Source organism: Achromobacter sp., assembly GCF_050285585.1.
Classification (GTDB): domain Bacteria; phylum Pseudomonadota; class Gammaproteobacteria; order Burkholderiales; family Burkholderiaceae_B; genus Achromobacter.
On sequence record NZ_JBLZXF010000030.1, the window covers coordinates 1 to 16,717 of the forward strand.

The 16,717-nt window shown below is 69.9% G+C and carries 16 protein-coding genes; 10 read left to right on the forward strand and 6 right to left on the reverse strand.

Features of this window, described 5'->3' with window-relative positions; translation table 11 throughout:
• The coding region (locus tag ACN6PJ_RS25505; RefSeq protein WP_427998578.1) for a gamma-glutamyltransferase family protein at positions 1-1,163 on the reverse strand (1,163 nt) is incomplete at its 3' end.
• Between the two features lie 105 nt (positions 1,164-1,268).
• On the opposite strand from ACN6PJ_RS25505, the gene ACN6PJ_RS25510 reads away from it, so the two are divergent.
• Positions 1,269-2,171: a LysR family transcriptional regulator gene (locus tag ACN6PJ_RS25510; protein WP_427998579.1), complete on the forward strand. Its 903-nt coding sequence runs from the start codon at positions 1,269-1,271 to the stop codon at positions 2,169-2,171.
• A gap of 3 nt (positions 2,172-2,174) precedes the next feature.
• On the opposite strand, the gene ACN6PJ_RS25515 is transcribed toward ACN6PJ_RS25510, so the two are convergent.
• The 3 genes from ACN6PJ_RS25515 to ACN6PJ_RS25525 are packed head-to-tail and all read right to left on the reverse strand — an operon-like array spanning position 2,175 to position 6,602.
• Positions 2,175-4,346: a phosphocholine-specific phospholipase C gene (locus ACN6PJ_RS25515; RefSeq protein WP_427998580.1), complete on the reverse strand. Its 2,172-nt coding sequence runs from the start codon at positions 4,344-4,346 to the stop codon at positions 2,175-2,177.
• Between the two features lie 34 nt (positions 4,347-4,380).
• Positions 4,381-4,569: a hypothetical protein gene (locus tag ACN6PJ_RS25520; RefSeq protein ID WP_427998581.1), complete on the reverse strand. Its 189-nt coding sequence runs from the start codon at positions 4,567-4,569 to the stop codon at positions 4,381-4,383.
• 20 nt (positions 4,570-4,589) lie between these two features.
• Positions 4,590-6,602, reverse strand: coding sequence for a nucleotide pyrophosphatase (locus ACN6PJ_RS25525; protein ID WP_427998582.1), 2,013 nt, complete (start codon positions 6,600-6,602; stop codon positions 4,590-4,592).
• A gap of 191 nt (positions 6,603-6,793) precedes the next feature.
• Between ACN6PJ_RS25525 and ACN6PJ_RS25530 the strand changes: the two genes are divergently transcribed.
• The 9 genes from ACN6PJ_RS25530 (at position 6,794) to gspN (ending at position 12,490) form a co-directional block, all read left to right on the forward strand.
• On the forward strand, positions 6,794-7,240 hold the full coding sequence (locus ACN6PJ_RS25530) for a hypothetical protein (protein ID WP_427998583.1): 447 nt from the start codon (positions 6,794-6,796) through the stop codon (positions 7,238-7,240).
• A gap of 85 nt (positions 7,241-7,325) precedes the next feature.
• Positions 7,326-7,754, forward strand: a complete 429-nt coding sequence (gspG, locus tag ACN6PJ_RS25535; protein ID WP_427998584.1) for a type II secretion system major pseudopilin GspG — start codon at positions 7,326-7,328, stop codon at positions 7,752-7,754.
• Positions 7,726-8,214 carry a type II secretion system minor pseudopilin GspH gene (gene gspH / locus ACN6PJ_RS25540; RefSeq protein WP_427998585.1) on the forward strand — a complete coding sequence of 163 codons (489 nt, stop codon included), beginning with the start codon at positions 7,726-7,728 and terminating at the stop codon, positions 8,212-8,214. The genes gspG and gspH overlap by 29 nt, the downstream gene beginning before the upstream one ends.
• Positions 8,201-8,602 (forward strand): type II secretion system minor pseudopilin GspI, encoded by a 402-nt coding sequence (gene gspI / locus ACN6PJ_RS25545; RefSeq protein ID WP_427998586.1) that lies wholly within the window; start codon positions 8,201-8,203, stop codon positions 8,600-8,602. Before gspH ends, gspI begins: the two co-directional genes overlap by 14 nt.
• Before the next feature lie 2 nt (positions 8,603-8,604).
• Complete coding sequence (locus tag ACN6PJ_RS25550) at positions 8,605-9,210, forward strand: PulJ/GspJ family protein (RefSeq protein ID WP_427998587.1); 606 nt, start codon at positions 8,605-8,607, stop codon at positions 9,208-9,210.
• A complete protein-coding gene (gene gspK / locus ACN6PJ_RS25555; protein WP_427998588.1) occupies positions 9,207-10,163 on the forward strand; it encodes a type II secretion system minor pseudopilin GspK in 957 nt (318 codons plus the stop codon). Before ACN6PJ_RS25550 ends, gspK begins: the two co-directional genes overlap by 4 nt.
• Positions 10,160-11,152 (forward strand): type II secretion system protein GspL, encoded by a 993-nt coding sequence (gspL, locus tag ACN6PJ_RS25560; RefSeq protein WP_427998589.1) that lies wholly within the window; start codon positions 10,160-10,162, stop codon positions 11,150-11,152. The genes gspK and gspL overlap by 4 nt, the downstream gene beginning before the upstream one ends.
• Positions 11,149-11,739, forward strand: coding sequence for a type II secretion system protein GspM (gspM, locus tag ACN6PJ_RS25565; RefSeq protein WP_427998590.1), 591 nt, complete (start codon positions 11,149-11,151; stop codon positions 11,737-11,739). The genes gspL and gspM overlap by 4 nt, the downstream gene beginning before the upstream one ends.
• Before the next feature lies 1 nt (position 11,740).
• Positions 11,741-12,490 (forward strand): type II secretion system protein N, encoded by a 750-nt coding sequence (gene gspN, locus ACN6PJ_RS25570; RefSeq protein WP_427998591.1) that lies wholly within the window; start codon positions 11,741-11,743, stop codon positions 12,488-12,490.
• A gap of 12 nt (positions 12,491-12,502) precedes the next feature.
• Here gspN and gspE read toward each other — a convergent pair whose 3' ends face one another.
• The gene (gene gspE, locus ACN6PJ_RS25575; protein WP_427998592.1) at positions 12,503-13,930 is read right to left on the reverse strand and encodes a type II secretion system ATPase GspE; all 1,428 of its coding nucleotides are present in this window, start codon (positions 13,928-13,930) and stop codon (positions 12,503-12,505) included.
• Positions 13,927-16,539, reverse strand: coding sequence for a type II secretion system secretin GspD (gene gspD / locus ACN6PJ_RS25580; protein WP_427998593.1), 2,613 nt, complete (start codon positions 16,537-16,539; stop codon positions 13,927-13,929). Before gspD ends, gspE begins: the two co-directional genes overlap by 4 nt.
• Between the last annotated feature and the right edge of the window lie 178 nt (positions 16,540-16,717).

Consider the following 16,717-nt stretch of genomic DNA (forward strand, 5'->3'; position numbering starts at 1 on the left):
CCCGGCACGACCACGCCCGAGCCGAAGCCCATGTAGTTGGACTGGATGAACGAGATCATCATGCCGTTCTCGTCGGCCGCCGTCAGGTAGATGGTGCCGCCGGCATGCGGGCGGCCGGCCTCGAAGTGGGTGGCGCGGTCCAGTCGGATCAGCTTGGCGCGGCTATCCAGGTAGGCGTCCGACAGCATTTCCTCGGGGGTGACCCGCATGGAGCGGGGATCCGCCACGTACTTGTACAGGTCGGCGAAGGCCAGCTTCATGGCCTCGATCTGGACGTGCTGCGATTGCACCGAATCCACCGGCATGTCGGCCATGTCGAAACGTTCGACGATGCCCAGCGCGATCAGCGCGGCGATGCCCTGCCCGTTCGGCGGGATCTCGTGCAGCTCGTAGCCGCGGTACGACTTGGAGATCGGCTTGACCCATTCCGGACGATAGCCGCGCAGGTCCTCCAGCGTCATCGCGCCGCCGCATTCCTTGCTGAAGGCGGCGATGCGCTCGGCCAGCTCGCCTTCGTAGAAATCGCGGCCCTTGGATTCGGCGATGCGGCGCAGCGTGTTGGCGGCGTCCGGGAAGCGGAAATGCTCGCCGACCTTGGGCGCGCGGCCCTCGGGCAGGAAGGCCTGGGCGTAGCCGGGCTGCGAGCGCAGCTCTTCCGCGGCGGCGGCCCACTTGTGCGCCACCACGGGCGGCACGGCGTAGCCGCGCTCGGCGATCTCGATGGCGGGCTCGAACAGCTGCTCGAACGGCAGCTTGCCCAGTTTTTCGTGCAGCGCGGCCCAGCCGGCCACCACGCCCGGCACCGTCACCGCGTCCCAGCCGCGCTTGGGCTGGATGGCCAGGCCGTTGGGCCCCACGCCGTACTTGCGCTTGAAGTACTCGACGTTCCAGGCCGCCGGCGCCACGCCGGACGAATTCAGGCCGTGCAGTTCCTTGCCGTCCCAGACGATGGCGAAGCAGTCGCCGCCCAGGCCGCAGGAAACCGGTTCGACCAGCACGATCGTGGCGGCCGCGGCGATGGCGGCGTCCACGGCGTTGCCGCCCTTGAGCAGCATGCGCAGTCCCGCCTGGGCTGCGAGCGGGTGCGACGTGGAGACCACGTTGCGGGCAAACAGCGGGATGCGGACGGAAGGATACGGGTTGCCCCAGTCGAAGGATTTCATATGGCGAGTCTCATAACGGGTTGGGATGCATAGACCCAGGCGAAAGTACTCTTGTGATCTAATTAAATCAATTTGATTTTTTGATCCGTCATAAAAGACTTTTTTATGAGTACGATCCGCTTCCTGCGCACTTTCCTGGCCGTCGCCCACCATGGTTCTTTCTCGGAAGCCGCCGAGCAAGTAGCCCTGACCCAGGCGGCCGTCAGCTTCCAGATGCGGGCGCTGGAGGCGGAACTGGGCCGGGAACTGTTCGACCGCAGCGGCCGTCTTGCCATTCTTAACGCAGCCGGCCGGGAATTGCTACCCGAAATCAAGCACTTGCTGGATCTTTACGACCGCATGAGGCTGCCGCGCACCGTCCCCGGCGAGCTGGCCGGCTCGGTGTCGGTGGGCAGCATCGTGTCGTGCATGGGCACCCTGTCCAAGGTGGTGTCGGGCATGAAGAAGCGCCATCCCAAGCTCGACGTGCGCATCCTGTCGGGCAAGGCCAGCGAGCTGGCGGGCAAGGTGGAGGACGGCGAGCTGGACGCCGCCTTCCTGGTGGAGGCCGGCCGCAAAATGGCCAGCACCCGCTGGACGGCGCTATATGAAGAGGAGCTGGTGGTCATCGCGCCCCGGTCCGCGCGCGGCGAGGATGCGCGCCAGGTGCTGGCGGCCAACCCTTTCCTGCGCTTCGACCGCACCCAGCGCACCGGCCTGCAGATCGACCGTCTGCTGCGCCGCCTGGCGGTGCCGTTGGACGAATTCCTGGAACTCAATGCGATCGAGACGCTGGTGGAACTCGTGCGCCAGGAGGTGGGCGTGACCCTGCTGCCCCTGATCCACGGCTCCAACTGGCAGCAGAGCCCCGAACTGCGGATCCTCCGCCTGCCGCCGGACCTGGGGCCGCTCGCGCGCTCCATCGGCATGCTGGAGCGGCGCGAGCACGCCCGCCAGGGCATTACGGCGGCAATCTGCGCGGCTTGCGCCGCGGCCTTCCAGGAGCGCGGCGCGCAGACGGCCCCGTAATCGTTACGACGCCATCGCCGGGTCCGTCACCGAGGCCCTGCCGGTTTCCACCCGGCCGGCGAAACGGCGTCGGTACGCGGGGTCTTCCTGCAGGGTCGCCGTGAAGTCGTACCAGCCGCCGCTGCCCGACAGGGCCCAGTGCTGCTCGACCTGCCCGCCCCCGGGCACCGTGAACGTCCAGCGCTCGTGGTTGGCGTAATAGGCGTTGGGCGCGACGACGAAAGTGCAAGGCGCCTGGCCGCCATTGATGAAGCTGACGTAGATATCGCCGTTGGCGACGTCGTAGCAGACGCGGATCTCCGCCTCCAGCCCCGCCGTGCGCGCCAGCGCCAGATCGCCCGCGAAATGCCGGTGATAGCCGTTGGGGCCCAGTACCCACAGATCGTACTTGCCGCTGTCGGCCGCGGCGTCCCAGCTGCCTTCGAGCTGCTTGTTGGATTCCACCGTGTAGCGGCGCGGCAGGCGGTCCAGGTGCAGGCGGTCATACACATGGAAGACCGCCGCGGCGGCGCCCGTGTTGGCGCAGACCAGGCGCATGGCGCCCGTGCCGGGCTGGGCGCGGCCGCTGGTGTGGAGTTCGTAGGGCAAGGCGCGGGAGTAGCGCACGCCCTTCTCCTGCACCGGCCGGGCCTGGGTCGACGGATCCGGCAGCGGCACGGCGGTCAGCGCCTGCTGGTCGGCGCGCACCTGGTCGGCGCCCGCGCGCGTCAGCAGGTTCAGGTCCGGCAGCTTTTCGTCGTTGGGCGTGGCGAAGTTGAAAGCCGAAGTCAGGTCGCCCAGCACGGCGCGGCGCCAGGGGCTGATGTTGTCCTCGGCCACGCCGAAGCGCGTCTCCAGAAAGCGCAGCACCGAGGTGTGATCGAAGGCCTGGGAATTGACCCAGCCGCCTCGGCTCCACGGCGACACCACGTACATGGGCACGCGCGGACCGGGGCCGTAGACCCGGTTGTCGGCGGCGTCCTGGGCGGAGGGGCGCGTGTGGCGCTCCAGGTCGGTATTGACGGTGGAGGCGCCGGCCATCGAGCCGTCCGGATTCAGCGACGGGGCGGCGGGCGGCGGCACGTGATCGAAGTAGCCGTCGTTCTCGTCGAAGTTGATGAGCAGCACGGTCTTGCTCCAGACTTCCGGATTGGCGGTCAGGGCATCCAGCGTTTCCTGGATGTACCAGGCGCCCTGGATGGGGCTGGACGGGCCGGGGTGCTCGGAATAGGTCGCGGGCGCCACGATCCACGACACCTGCGGCAAGGCGCCGTTCATCACGTCGTCGCGCAGCGACTGCAGGAAGCCGCCGTCGGGCATGGTGTTGGCCGTGCCCTTGTACAGCGGGTTGGCCGCGTCCATGGCCGGCGTCCAGGCCGGATACGGAGAGCCGTTGGCGCCATTGCCCGCCAGCTCGTTGGCGCGGCGGTATTGGCGGAACCCGGCCAGCGGATTGTCGCCGAAGTTCTCGGGCAGGTTCTGGTAGACCTTCCAGCTGACGCCCGCCTCTTGCAGGCGCTCGGGATAGGTCTTCCAGGTCCAGCCGGTGGACGAGGCGCCCAGGCTGTCCCATTGATTGCGGGTGGACGGGCCATTGCCCTGCGCCAGCGGATCGTTGGTGCCGGTCCAGTGGAACAGGCGGTTGGTGTTGGTGCCGCCGTGCGTGGAGCAATGGTAGGCGTCGCACAGCGTGAAGGCTTCGGCCAGCGCGAACTGGAACTCCACCTCTTTCTGGCGGTAATAGCCCATGGACTGGTTCTGCTTGTAGCGCGGCCATTGGTCCATGCGGCCGCCGTCCCAGGCCATCTGCGCGTCCACGTAGTCGTGCGGCGTGCCGGCCACGCGCTGGGCGTTGCCCTGGGTGCTGTCCAGGTGATAGGGCATCACCACTCGCGTGCCATTGCTCTGCTCCCAGACCGAACGCTGGTCGGGCAGCGGGATGGTGATGCGGTCGCCGAAACCGCGCACGCCCTTGAACGTGCCGAAATACATGTCGAAGGAGCGGTTTTCCTGCATCAGGATGACCACGTGCTCGACATCGTTGATGGTGCCCGTGCGGTTGTTGGCGGGAATCGCCAGCGCGCGGCGGATGGCGGGCGGGAACATCGACAGCGCGGTCAGCCCCGCGGTCGAGGCGGCGGCGTTGCGCAGGAACCGGCGCTTGCCGGCGTGGACCTGGTCTTTATCGGACGTCACGGATTCTATTCCTATGGATTCGGGGAAAGCGGGCTCAGGGCGCGCAGCGCAATTCGGGCTTCGCGGGCGTGGGCGGCACCGGGGCCGGCGTCTCCGGCTGGGCGCCGTTGCCGGGCGCCTCGCCGCTGTCGCCGTCGTCGCCGCCGCAGGCGGCCAGCGTGGCGCTCAGGGTCAGCACCGCGCCCAGGCGCAGGAAACCTCGCAAAATCATGGACTTGCTCATCGTTTTCTATCCTTGGAACATCAGGGGAACAGTTCGGAGACGGACTTGCCGGACAGGGCCAGGGACTTCACCTCGTCTTCCGTCAGGGCGCGCGACCAATACGCCAGGTCGTCGAAATACATCGTGTACGGACCCTTGGTGCCGGCGCAGCAGATGCCGTAGGTGCCGCGGCCGTCCTCGTTCAAGCCCAGGTGCGGGCCATAGTTGCCGGCCACCTTGCTGAGATCGACCCCGCCCGTGTTGACGGTGCGGCTCGAAAAGCCCAGCTCGCTGTCGTAGACCGAGGCGGTCATCGTTTTGGCCGTCTTGTCGACGGTCATCGCGATGTACACCGGCTTGTTCGGGGTGAACTTCACGTTGTTGATATCGACCCGGACTCCGCCGCCCGCGAGGTTGAAATACAGCACCGGGCCGGCCCACTGCGCGATCGTGATTCCAGGATTGCCGCCGGAGTTGTAGTCCTTGTTGCCCACGATGGAGCGGTCGCTGGCGGTGCCGTCGGACTGGTACCAGAAGCCGATGGTGAAGGCCGACGCCGCGTCGAGCATGCCCGCCGGGTAGTCCAGCTTGAACGCGCCTATCGGATCCGCGCTGCGGTCGTTCTTGAACATCTTGCCGAACACGCCCGCGTCGGCGTAGGCCGGCGCCTGGACGCCGTCATAGGGCGTGATGGCGCCGCCGCCCGCGGCCACGTCGGCGAGGCTGCCTTCGAACGGGAACAGCATCGTCAGGCCGGTGCGCAGCGAGGCCAGCAGAGGCAGGGGCTTGGTATAGGTGACCGTCGCGCGCACCGCGCTGACGGCGCTGCCCACGGACAGGCTGTAGTTCAACGTGTGCAGGCCTTCGGTATCGAACGACAGGTTCCTGTCGACGTATTCGGCCGCCGTGCCCGGCACGCGCGCGATTTCCACGCCGTCGCGGCTGATCACGATATCGCCGGCCGGCTCGCCCACGCGCACCCAGTTCAGCGTCACGCTCTTGTTGTCCATGGACGTGCGCGCCGAGGCCTTGCGCAGGGCCAGCGATCCGGCGAGCGAGGTGCCCGCCATGTCGTAGCCGGCCACGGCCGGCAACGCGCCCAGATGCTGCAGCAGGGTCGGCGTCACGTCGGCCGCGCTAGGCAGCGCGTACCAATTGTTGTCCCAGAGGCCGTCGAACGAAGCGTCGTCGGCGCTGCCGCCCAGAAGCGCCGGCTGGTTCGCGGCCAGCAGGATCGTCTTGTTGGACGAGAAAGGCCGGCCGTCGCTGGCGCCGGTCTTGCCCAGGCCATGGCTGGACGCCACGACGACCAGCCAGTTCTCGCCCGGATGGTCCGCCTTGCGGTCGGCGATCTGCCTGGCCAGGACGCCGATCGCGGCGTCCGCGCGGCGGACGGCCTCGTCGTACGCGCCGCCGAAGCCCGATTCCGACGCGACGCGCGCGGGCGCGCCGAACTGGGCCACCACCACGTCATAGCCTTCCGTGATGCGGTCGCGCGCCTGCGTGGCCACGCAATCGTCGACACCGGCGCAATCGGTCAGGGCCTGCAGATAGCCCGCGTCGCGGTCGCCGCCGAGAAGCCCGGCCAGCATGGTCGAATTGAAGGCGGCGGCGGTCCGCGCCTCGGGCAGCGCCGACTTGACGCGCTGGAACAGCGTGGGCGTTTTCATGACTTCGCCTTGCACGCTGAAACGCACGCCGTGCTGGTCGGCCCATTGGCCCGTCAGCAGCGTCGCCCAACCGGGCGCGGGCAGCGTGGGCTGCTGCGTGACCGCTCCCGTCACGCCGCCGGTCCAGGCCCGCGTGGCGGTCAGTTGACCGATATTGGCAAGGGACTTGTCGGCCACCCCGCGGCGCATCGCGTCGTAGGTCAGGCCGTCTACGCCGATGAACAGCACTTTGTCGGCGCGGGCCTGGTCAGGCTGAGTCACCGGAGGCTGGGTCGGCGGCGGCGCAGCGGCTTCATCGCTATCGTCGTCGCTGCCGCCGCAGCCGGCCAATGCGCTGGCCGCCAGCAACATGGCGCACCACTTTCTCCAATCCAATGCTTGCATGCTTCTCTTCTCGCTTCATGAACAGGTTTTGCGTTGGCGCACATGGTGGCCGCCGAACGTGAAAGGCCCGTGAAGCGAGTAAGAGAATGGCTGATCGACGGATCAGATTCTTTTTGTCTGGCGCCGCGCCGTCCTGTCATGAAGTCCCGCTATAGTCGTGCGCGTCGATCCACGCCCGCACCGCGCCCCCCATGCCTCTTTCATTGCGTTCCGCCCTGCCCGCCGCGCCCGCGGCGCTTCGTATCGTTGCCGTCCTGGCCCTGGCCGCCGGCGTGGGCGTATGGGCGTCCATCCTGCTTGCGCCCAAGCCCGCGGCGCTGCCGCCGGCGGTATCCGCCGCGATCGCGCCGCGCGCGGCCGACAACGGGCCCGTGGCGGTGTGGTTCGGCAAGGACGAAGCGATGCGCACGCAGATCACCGTGCTGGGCGTGATCGCCGCCGGTCCGGACGGCGCCGCCGTCCTCAGCATCGACGGCGGTCCTCCCCTGGCCTGGCGCGTCGGCAACGAAGTGGCGCCCGGGATCGTCTTGCGCGAAATCGCCGCGGACGCGGTGACCGTGGAACAGGCCGGGCGCGGCAGCCGCCTGGCCGCCCCCGCGGCCCAGCCCGCGCCTGCCGGCATTACGCGCGCGGGCTGACGCGAGGCAAAAGCCGCCGCGCCAATATTGCTGTCATATTTCATGACCACAATCCTCCGCTTCTACTGAAGATCGGAGTTGCAAAGTGCGTCAGTTACCGCGCGGGCTTGCCCGCCAGCAAGGTTTCACCCTCATCGAGATCATGGTGGTCATCGTGATCATGGGGATTCTTGCGGCGCTGATCGTCCCCCGCGTGCTGGATCGTCCCGACCAGGCGCGCCAGGTTGCGGCCCGGCAGGACATCGCCGGCATCATGCAGGCGCTCAAACTCTACCGCCTGGACAACGGCCGCTATCCCACCACCGCCCAGGGCCTGCGCGCGCTGGTGGAAAAACCGCAGGGCGTCGCCAACTGGCGCGGCTACCTCGACAAACTGCCCAACGATCCCTGGGGCCACCCCTACCAATATCTGAGCCCTGGCGTCAAAGGCGATATCGATGTGTTCTCGTTCGGCGCCGACAACAAGCCCGGCGGAGAGAACGGCGATGCCGACATCGGCTCCTGGGAACTCTGAGCGCGGCTTCACGCTGGTCGAAGTCCTGGTCGTGCTGGTGATCGTGGCCATCGCGGCCAGCATGGTGAGCCTGTCCGTCGGCCAGGGGGAGAACCGTCTGCGCGGCGACGCGCAGCGCCTGGCCGACGCCTTCACCGTGGCGCAGAGCGAAGCCCGCAGCGACGGCCGCCCGATCCGCTGGCTGCCCAACGGGCAGGGCTGGTCCTTCGAGCGCCGGGGCCGCTTGCCGGGAGCCAGCGCCGAGGAAGACGCGCCGCTGCCCGTGGACCGGATGGAAGGGGACGACGTGCTGCGGCCGCAGGCCTGGTCGGCGGGCGCGGTGGCGCTGCGCCTGGATCCGGACCGTCCCCTGGTCTTCAACACGGAATGGGTTGCCGCGCCCATCACGCTGACGCTGCGCGCCGGAGACGCCCGCGTCGTTCTTCAGCGCGACGCCGCCGGACGCTATGACATCCATTGAAAGACCCCGCCCGCCCGGCCGCGAACGCGGCTTTACGCTCATCGAAGTGCTGGTGGCCCTGGCCATCATCGCCGTGGCCATGGGCGCGGCGCTGCGCGCAACCGGTGTCATGGCGGCCAACAACCGCGCGCTGCAGGACAAGACGCTGGCGCTGCTGGCCGCGCAGAACGCGCTGGCCCAGCTGCGCCTGGAACAGGTCCTGCCACGCGCGGGCACGCGGACCCTGCCCTGCGAACAGGGCGGCCGGGCGCTGCAATGCGACCTGGAGTTCAAGAATTCGATGAACCGCAGTTTCCGCCAGGTATCGGTGCGGGTGCGCGACGCCTCCGCATCGCGTCCCGACGCCGTCCTGCTGCAGCTGGACGGCCTCTTGTCCGGCGTCCGATAGCCATGCGCCCGTCTTTCCGCTCGCAATCCGGCTTCACGCTGATGGAGGTGCTGGTGGCGCTGGCGCTGATGGCGCTCGTCAGCATCTTGGCCTGGCGCGGCCTGGCCAGCGTGTCCGGCGCCCGCGACCGCATCGAGGAACAGGCCGAGGACACCGACGCCATCGTCCGCGCGCTGGGACAGATCGCGCGCGACGTGGAGCTGTCCTACACCGGCCCGCCCTTCGAGGCGGCCGGCCAGGACGTCCAATCCTATACCAGCGGCCTGCGCCTGCTGCGTCGCGCCAGCGGCGGCCAGACGCTTGAAGTGCTGCGCCCCGATCCCGACGGCAACGGCCTCTGGCAGCGCGTCCACTGGCAGGTGCGCCAGGACGGTCTCTGGCGCGCGGCGGGCCCCTCCGCGGCGCGCGGCCCGTTGCCCGCCCCGGAGGGCGGCACCCTGCTCCTGCCCGGGGTGCGCGCCCTGACCCTGCGCGTGTGGATGCCGGGCAGCGGCTGGGTCGACGCGGACGCCAGCCTCGCGGCCGCGCCCACCGGAATGGAGATCACGCTGGAACGCGGCGGCGCCGCCGCGCCGCAGCGTTTCAGCCGTGTCCTGGAGCTGCCGTGAAAGCCGCCCGCAAGCACGAACGCGGCGCCGCCGTCATCAGCGCCCTCATCATCGTGGCCATCGTCGCGGCGCTGACCACCAGCCTGTTCCAACGCCAGACCGCCAGCACCCGGCGCGTCGAGAATGAACTGGCGCGGGTGCAGGCGCGCGCCATGCTGGCCGGCGGAATAGACTGGGCGCGGCTGGTGCTGCGGGACCATGGCCGGCGCGAGCCCATCACGCGCGGCGACCAGATCTGGGCCACCCCCATTCTCGACACGCGCATCGAACGGCCCGGCGACGACCGGGTCGCGGTGTTCTCGGGCCGGGTCCAGGACGAGCAAGGCAAGTACAACCTCTACAACCTGGCCAGCAACGGCGTGCCACAACCCGAGCAGGAGCGCGTGCTGCGCCGCCTGCTGAGCCTGCAGCAACTGCCCGACGCGCTGGCCGCGCAGATCATCGACATCGTCGCGGCCGCGCAACCGCCCGAGGCCGCGCCCGCCTCCGATACGGCCTCCGCGCCGCAGGGGCGGCCTGGCGCCGCTCCCCGCGCCCGCGCGCCGCTTCCCCGGGGCGTGGACGAGATCGCCGCCCTGCTGGCGCTGGACCCGCCCGCGCGCAACGAACTGCGCCGCACGATGACGGTGCTGCCCGAGGCCACGCCGGTCAACGTCAATACCGCTCCGCCCGAAGTCATCGCCGCCCTCGTGCCCGGGATGTCCCTCAGCCAGGCCCAGGCCATGACGGGCGAGCGCGACCGCGGCAACTGGTTCAACAACGCGGGCGACTTCGCCAACCGCCTGGCCGGCACCGGCGTCAAGGGCGCCGCGCCCGCCGTCGCCACCAACAGCGGCTGGTTCCTCGCCACGGGCACCGTGGCCTACGAGCGCGCGCGGATCTCCCTGCACGCGCTGATGCGCAGCAGCCCGCCGGCCGCGCCCGACACGCTATGGACAAGAGAAAACCCTTGAAGAACACGTTGCGCATCGCGCTGCCCGCCCTCGCTGAATTCGGCGAGGATTCCCCTCTGCCCTATGCCTGGTTCGACCGGCGGGGCCGTTGCGCGCGGCAGGGCGAGCTCGCGCTGCGCGCCCTGGGCCACGCGTACCCGCAGGCTTCCTGCGAAGCCGTGCTGCACCCGGCGGACGTAATCGCCACCACCGTGCAGATCCCCGCCGTGGCCCGCGCGCGCTATGCCGCCGCCGTCCATGGCGCGCTGGAACCGCTGGTGCTTAGCGATCTGGACGCGCTGGCGATCGGCCACGGCCCGCGAGCCGCCGACGGCTCCGTGCCGCTGGCCTGGGCCGCGCGCGAATCCGTGCGGCGCGCGTGGAGCCTGCTGAACGCGCAAGGCCTGCGCGTCCACGCCCTGATCGCGCCGCAGACCCTGGGCCCCGACGCGGCGGCGCCCTTGCGCGACCCGGCCGATCCGCGCTGGCTCGCGCCCTCCCCGTCCTGGTCGCTGGCCATGCCCCAACTGGCGCCGGCGCGCGCCTCCCGCTGGCGCCCCGCCTGGCGCTGGGGCGCGGCGGCGGCGGCCGTCTGGATAGGCGGGCTGAACCTCTACGCCTCGCAACTGCAGTCGGAGGCGGATGCGCTGCGGGACGGCATGCGCCGCCAGGTGCTGGCCGCCTTTCCCGACCTGCCCGTGGTGCTCGACCCCGCGCGCCAGGCCCAGCAGGGCCTGGAGGCGCTGCAAGCCAACCGGGGCGCGGCCAGCGCCGCCGATTTCCTGCCGCTGGCCAGGGCCGCGGCGCAGGCGCTGCCCTTCGCCGCCGACAAGGTCGCCCGTCTGACCTATGCCGATCAGGCCCTCACGCTGCAACTGGCCGATGCCGGCGAACAGTCCCAGCGCATCGCCGAAACCCCCGCGCTCATTCAGCAGGCCGCCGCCCTGGGCCTGAAGCTGGAGCGCACCGATACCGATCACACCTGGCGCATCGTGCGCGCGCAGCCATGACCACTCTCTCTGAACGCCTGCATGCCGCCTGGCAATCGGTCCGCAAACCCCTGGATCCCGCGTTCGCCCGCGCCCGCCAGCGGTATCAGGCGCTGGCGCCCCGCGAACGGCGCCTGCTGGCCGGCGCGGCGCTGGCGCTGGGCGCCGCGCTCGTCTTCGTTGGCTTGATCGAACCGCCCCTGAACACGGTGCGCAAGCTCCATGCCGAACTGCCGGCGCTGCGCGGGCAGGCGGCGACCGTCGCCGACCTGAGCTCCCAGGCCATGGCCCTGCGGCGGCGCTCCGCCGCTCCCGCGGGCACGGTGCCCCCGGCCGCCGAAGTGGCCGCGTCGCTGGAGCGCGCCGGACTTCCCGCCGCGCAATGGACGCTCGGCGAACCCGGGAAGGGGCCGGGCGTGTTGTTGACCCTGAGCCAGGCGCCCTCCTCGGCGCTGCTGCGCTGGCTGGACGGCGCGGCCCGCGATTGGGGGCTCGCCATCCGGCGCGTCGAGCTGGCTCGCGCCGCCAATGCCCACGGGCGTCCGCTGCCGGGCCTGGTCAATGGCGAGGTGGAACTGGTTCCGCCTCCGGCGCCGGGGCGGAGCTGACATGGCCGGGTCGCGCTTTTCCGGAAGAAAGGCTGCGCTGCTGCTGGCCGGCCTGGCCTGCGCGGCGGCGGCCGGGGCCGCCGTCCTGCCCGCGCGCTGGCTGTTCGCCGTATTGCCCGCCGATACGCCGGTCACGCTGGCGGACGCCAGCGGCACGCTATGGCGCGGCCGCGCCTGGATCGCGCTGGGGCCGCCGGGAGCTCGCCGCATGCTGCCGCAGCCGGTGCAATGGCAGTGGCGCTGGGACGCGCTGGCCGTCGAAATCTCGCATCCCTGGCTGCAGGGCCCCATGCGCGCCAGCCCCGCCTGGAACGGCGTGTCGGTGTCCGGCCAGACCTTGCGCGCGCCCGCCTCCGTGCTGGCCGCGCTGGGCGCGCCATGGAACACGCTCGCGCCCCAGGGCATGCTGGAAATCGCCTGGCAGCCGCTGCGCCTGGGCGCCGCCCTCCCGCCGGGCCCGGTGGCCGAACTGCGTTGGCGCAACGCGGCCACCGCGCTCGCCCCGGTTGCGTCCGTCGGCACCTACCTGCTGCGCGTGCAAGGCGGCAAGGGCGGCGCCACGCTGGCATTGAGCACGGAAAGCGGCCTGCTCGACGTGACCGGCCAGGGCAGCGCCACCGGACGCGGCGTGCGCTTCCAGGGCCAGGCCAGTTATGCGAGCACGGCGGACGAATCGGACCGCGCCGCGCTGGACGGCCTGATGTCCATGCTGGGACGGCGCTCGGGCGACACGGTGGCGTTCGGCACCTGAGGGCCGCAAGCCCTACGCGTCGCGCGTGACGCGGACGATTTCCTCGGGCGAGGTCTGCCCGCCCCCCACCCAGCGCCGCCCGTCCTCGCGCATGGTCCGCATGCCGGCGGCCGCGGCAGCCCGCCGCAGCTCGCGCTCGTCCCGGCCTTCGTGGATCAACCGGCGCGCCTCGTCGTCCACGGTGAAGAGTTCGTGGATGCCCGAACGCCCGCTGTAGCCCGTGTGATTGCAGGCCTCGCAGCCGACCGGGTGGAACACGCGCTCGCCGTCCTGCATGGCCGGCTGCTTGCATTCGGGGCACAGTTTGCGCACCAGCCGCTGCGCCAGCACGCCCAGCAGCGACGAGGCCAGCAAGAAGGGTTCCACGCCCATATCGGTGAGCCGGGTCACGGCCGAAACCGAATCGTTCGTGTGCAGGGTCGCCAGCACGAGATGGCCCGTCAGCGACGCCTGCACGGCGATCTGCGCGGTCTCCAGGTCGCGGATTTCGCCGATCATGATCACATCCGGGTCCTGCCGCAGGATGGCGCGCAGCGCCAACGCGAAGCTCATGTCGATCTTGGCGTTCACCTGTGTCTGGCTGATGCCCGGCAGGTCGTATTCGATAGGATCCTCCACCGTCAGGATATTGCTGGTGGCGGCGTCCAGGCGGCTCAGCGCGGCGTAGAGCGTGGTGGTCTTGCCGCTGCCGGTCGGTCCGGTGACCAGCACGATGCCGTGCGGCTGGCGGATCAGGCGGTCCAGCTGCTCCAGCACGCCCGGGGCCATGCCCAGCCGCTCCAGCTGCAGGCGCCCGGCCTCCTTGTCCAGCAGGCGCAGCACGGCTCGCTCGCCATGCCCCGTGGGCAGCGTCGACACCCGCACGTCTATCGGCCGCCCGCCCACCCGCAGGGCGATGCGCCCGTCCTGCGGCAGGCGCTTCTCGGCAATGTCCAGATGCGCCATGATCTTGATGCGCGAAATCAGCGCGGCATGCAGCGCCTTGCGCGGCGACACCACGTCGCGCAACGTGCCGTCGACGCGATAGCGCACCACCGAATGGGTTTCGAACGGTTCGATATGGATGTCGCTGGCCCCGTCGCGCGCCGCCTGCGCGAACAGCGCGTTGATCATGCGGATCACGGGCGCGTCGTCCTGCGCTTCCAGGAGGTCCGCGACTTCGGGCATGTCCTGCAGCAGCCGGTCCAGGTCGATCTCGTTCTCGGCCACCCCCATGACCGAGGCCGCGTCCTCGGAATGGCTGTAGGCGGCCGTCAGCAGGGTTTCCAGCGCCTCGTCGTCCACCTGGGCCAGGGCGATGTCGCCATGGCAGCGCCGGATCTCGCGGACCGCCCACTCGGGCGTGCGCGGGCTCACCGTCAGCTGCGCGCGCCCTCCGCGCAACGACAGCACCGCGCGCTGCGCGCGGGCCCAGGCATAGGGCAAGGGATGCCCGCTCATAGCTGCGACACCACTTCGCTCTTGTAGCCCAGTTCGCGCAGCAGCGCGGTGGCGGTCGATACCGTGCCCGGATCCTTGGCCACCTGGCTGCGCACCACATAGCCCATTCCTCCCGGACCGAGCTGCACATAGGCTTGCAGGCCGCTGGCGCGGACCCGCTGCGCGATCTTGTCCGCGTCGGCCCGCGCCTCGACGGAAGCGAACTGCAGGATGGTGCTGCTGCGGTCCGCTTCGCCGTAGAGCGAATCCGGATCCACCGCCACGCTCACGCCCCGGGGCAGGTTCACGCGTATCGGCAACGACGGGTCGCTGGCCTGCGCCGCGGCAGGATACTGCCGCACCGCGAAAGACTCCACCGTGACCGGCGGCGGACGGCGCATCGTGTCCGCCAGTTGCTCCGGCCGCATATCGTACGCGTTATTGGACACCGAAGGCGCCGACCCGGGCGGCGGCAGCATCGGCGCCTGCATGTCCGGCAGCAGCCAATGCTTGCCCGGCTGCGCGCCCGCCTGGGCGCGGCGCATGTAGTCGTAGCGGTCCATGGTGACGCTGGCGCTGCGGCGCGCGTCGCGCACCACGTAGGGCCTGAGGAACACCATCAGGTTGGTCTTGGTGCGCTTGCGCGTGTCGTAGCGGAACAGCGCGCCCAGCACCGGAATCGACCCCAGGCCCGGAACGCTGTCCGAACTGAGCGACACGCTGTCTTCCAGCAGGCCGCCCAGCACGATGATCTGTCCGTCGTCGATCAGCACGCTGGTATCGATGGCGCGCTTGTTCGTCACGATGCCCGTGGTGGGCGAGGAACGGGCCTCGTCGATGCTGCTGACCTCCTGGTAGATGTCCAGCTTGACCGCGCCGCCCTCGGAAATCTGCGGCCGGATGTTCAGCTTCAGGCCCACGTCCTCGCGCTCGATCGTCTGGAAGGGATTGGAGCTTCCGTTGCTGCCCGAGGTCACGTACTGGCCCGTCACGAAAGGCACGGTCTTGCCCACCAGAATGCTGGCCGACTGATTGTCCAGCGTCAGCAGGTTCGGCGTGGACAGGATGTTCGCTTCGCCCGTGTTCTGCATGGCGCGGGCCAGCACGCCCAGATTGATCACCTCGTTGCCCAGCACGTCCACCGTGCCCTTGACCACGCCCAGGCTCAGGCCGTTGGCCAGCGCGTCGATGGAGGACGGGCCCGTGCCCGTAATCCCGCTGCCGCCCAGGTTGGTGCCGCCGATGAAGCTGGTGCCGCCGCTGTTGATGTTGCCCGCGCCCGTCATCCACTGGATGCCGAATTCCGCCGCCTTCTCTTCGCTCACTTCCACGATCAGGCTTTCCACCAGCACCTGCGCGCGGCGCTGGTCGAGCTGGTCGATGACTTCCCGCAGGCTGCGGTACAGCGGCTCGGGGGCCGAGATGATCAGCGAATTGGTGGCGGGGTCGGCCTGGATCGTGGCGCCGCCCGCCGAATACGACACCGCCTGCGTGCCCCCGTCTTCGCGCGCAATGCGCTCCTGCTCGCCCGACAGGCCGCCCTTGCCGGAACCGGATCCGCCGGACATGCCCAGGCCCGCCTGCGCCGCGTTGTTGCCCGCCGCGTTCTGCGGGCGCGCGCCGGACGGGGCGGCGCCGGCTCCCCCCGCGGCGTTCGCCGCGCCCGGGGCGGAATTGGCCTGCCCGGCGAGCAGCCCGCCCAGCACTTCGGCAATGCGGGTGGCCTGCGCGTTGCGCATGTACACCACGTGCAGGTTGCCAGCGCGGTTCTGCTGCGCGTCGAGTTTCATGATCAGATCGCGGGCGAGCCGCGTGCGCGCCGGGCTGCCCGCGCGCACCAGCACGCTGTTGCTGCGCGGATCCGCGACGACCGCGATGCGTTGCGTCGGATCGCTGCTCTGCGTGTCCAGCAGTTGCGACGCCAGCACGGCGATGTCGGATGCGATGCCCGAACGCACCGGCACCACGTCCGTATCGATCGAGCTGGGCACGTCGATGCGCGCGATGACGCTGGCGATCCGTTCCAGGTTATCGGCGTAGTCGGTCACGACCAGCGTGTTGTTGCCCGGATAGGCATTGATGGGGTTGTTCGGCGGCACCATCGGGCGCAACACCGGCACCAGATTGGCCGCGTTTTCGTACTTCAGGGGAAACACGCGGGTCAGCATTTCGCCGCCGCGCCCGCCGGCGCCCTTCGTGAACGCCGACACGGGCACCGGAGCCGGCGGCCCGCCCGCGCCGCCCGAAGCGCGCGCGGCCGGCCTGGGGTCTCCCACCACCGCGCTGCCCTGCAGCTTGGCGTCGGCCTCGGGCACCACCCGCGTCACGCCGTCCACGTCGACGATGGCGAAGCCTTGCAGGCGCAGCGCGCCGGTGAGCATCGCCAGCGCCTGCCCGCTGTCCACGGGCCGGTCCGAGACCAGCGTGAGCTTGCCCTTGACGCGGGGGTCCACCAGGAAGTTGCGCTGCGTGAACAGCGACAGCGCGCGCAGCACGGCGGGAATGTCGGTGTCGACGAAATTCAGGCTGACGCGATTGTCGGCCTGTTGAGCGTAAGCCGTGCTGGCCGCGGGTCCGAGTTGGCTTGCCGCAAGCAAAACCGCAAGGCTGAATTGCGCGAAGTGACGCATGACGGGATCAGTGCCTGAAACGTGAAATCGAGTGAAAAAACGTGAAAGCGCGTCGGAGTATACGGGGTGACACTGCAACACTACGGTCACATTCCAAAGGCAAGGTGACGGCCTGGAAACCCTTTGAATACGGGCCTCTCGCGCGATCGCACGCGCGCGCGGCACATGCTTTTCGACC

Excerpts from the sequence above, each read along its gene's own strand:
- ACN6PJ_RS25510 (WP_427998579.1), top strand. The coding sequence starts at position 1,269 with ATGAGTACGATCCGCTTCCTGCGCACTTTCCTGGCCGTCGCCCACCAT.
- ACN6PJ_RS25520 (WP_427998581.1), bottom strand. The coding sequence starts at position 4,569 with ATGAGCAAGTCCATGATTTTGCGAGGTTTCCTGCGCCTGGGCGCGGTG.
- ACN6PJ_RS25525 (WP_427998582.1), bottom strand. The coding sequence starts at position 6,602 with ATGCAAGCATTGGATTGGAGAAAGTGGTGCGCCATGTTGCTGGCGGCC.
- ACN6PJ_RS25530 (WP_427998583.1), top strand. The coding sequence starts at position 6,794 with ATGCCTCTTTCATTGCGTTCCGCCCTGCCCGCCGCGCCCGCGGCGCTT.
- gspH (WP_427998585.1), top strand. The coding sequence starts at position 7,726 with ATGCCGACATCGGCTCCTGGGAACTCTGAGCGCGGCTTCACGCTGGTC.
- gspI (WP_427998586.1), top strand. The coding sequence starts at position 8,201 with ATGACATCCATTGAAAGACCCCGCCCGCCCGGCCGCGAACGCGGCTTT.
- ACN6PJ_RS25550 (WP_427998587.1), top strand. The coding sequence starts at position 8,605 with ATGCGCCCGTCTTTCCGCTCGCAATCCGGCTTCACGCTGATGGAGGTG.
- gspM (WP_427998590.1), top strand. The coding sequence starts at position 11,149 with ATGACCACTCTCTCTGAACGCCTGCATGCCGCCTGGCAATCGGTCCGC.
- gspN (WP_427998591.1), top strand. The coding sequence starts at position 11,741 with ATGGCCGGGTCGCGCTTTTCCGGAAGAAAGGCTGCGCTGCTGCTGGCC.
- gspE (WP_427998592.1), bottom strand. The coding sequence starts at position 13,930 with ATGAGCGGGCATCCCTTGCCCTATGCCTGGGCCCGCGCGCAGCGCGCG.
- gspD (WP_427998593.1), bottom strand. The coding sequence starts at position 16,539 with ATGCGTCACTTCGCGCAATTCAGCCTTGCGGTTTTGCTTGCGGCAAGC.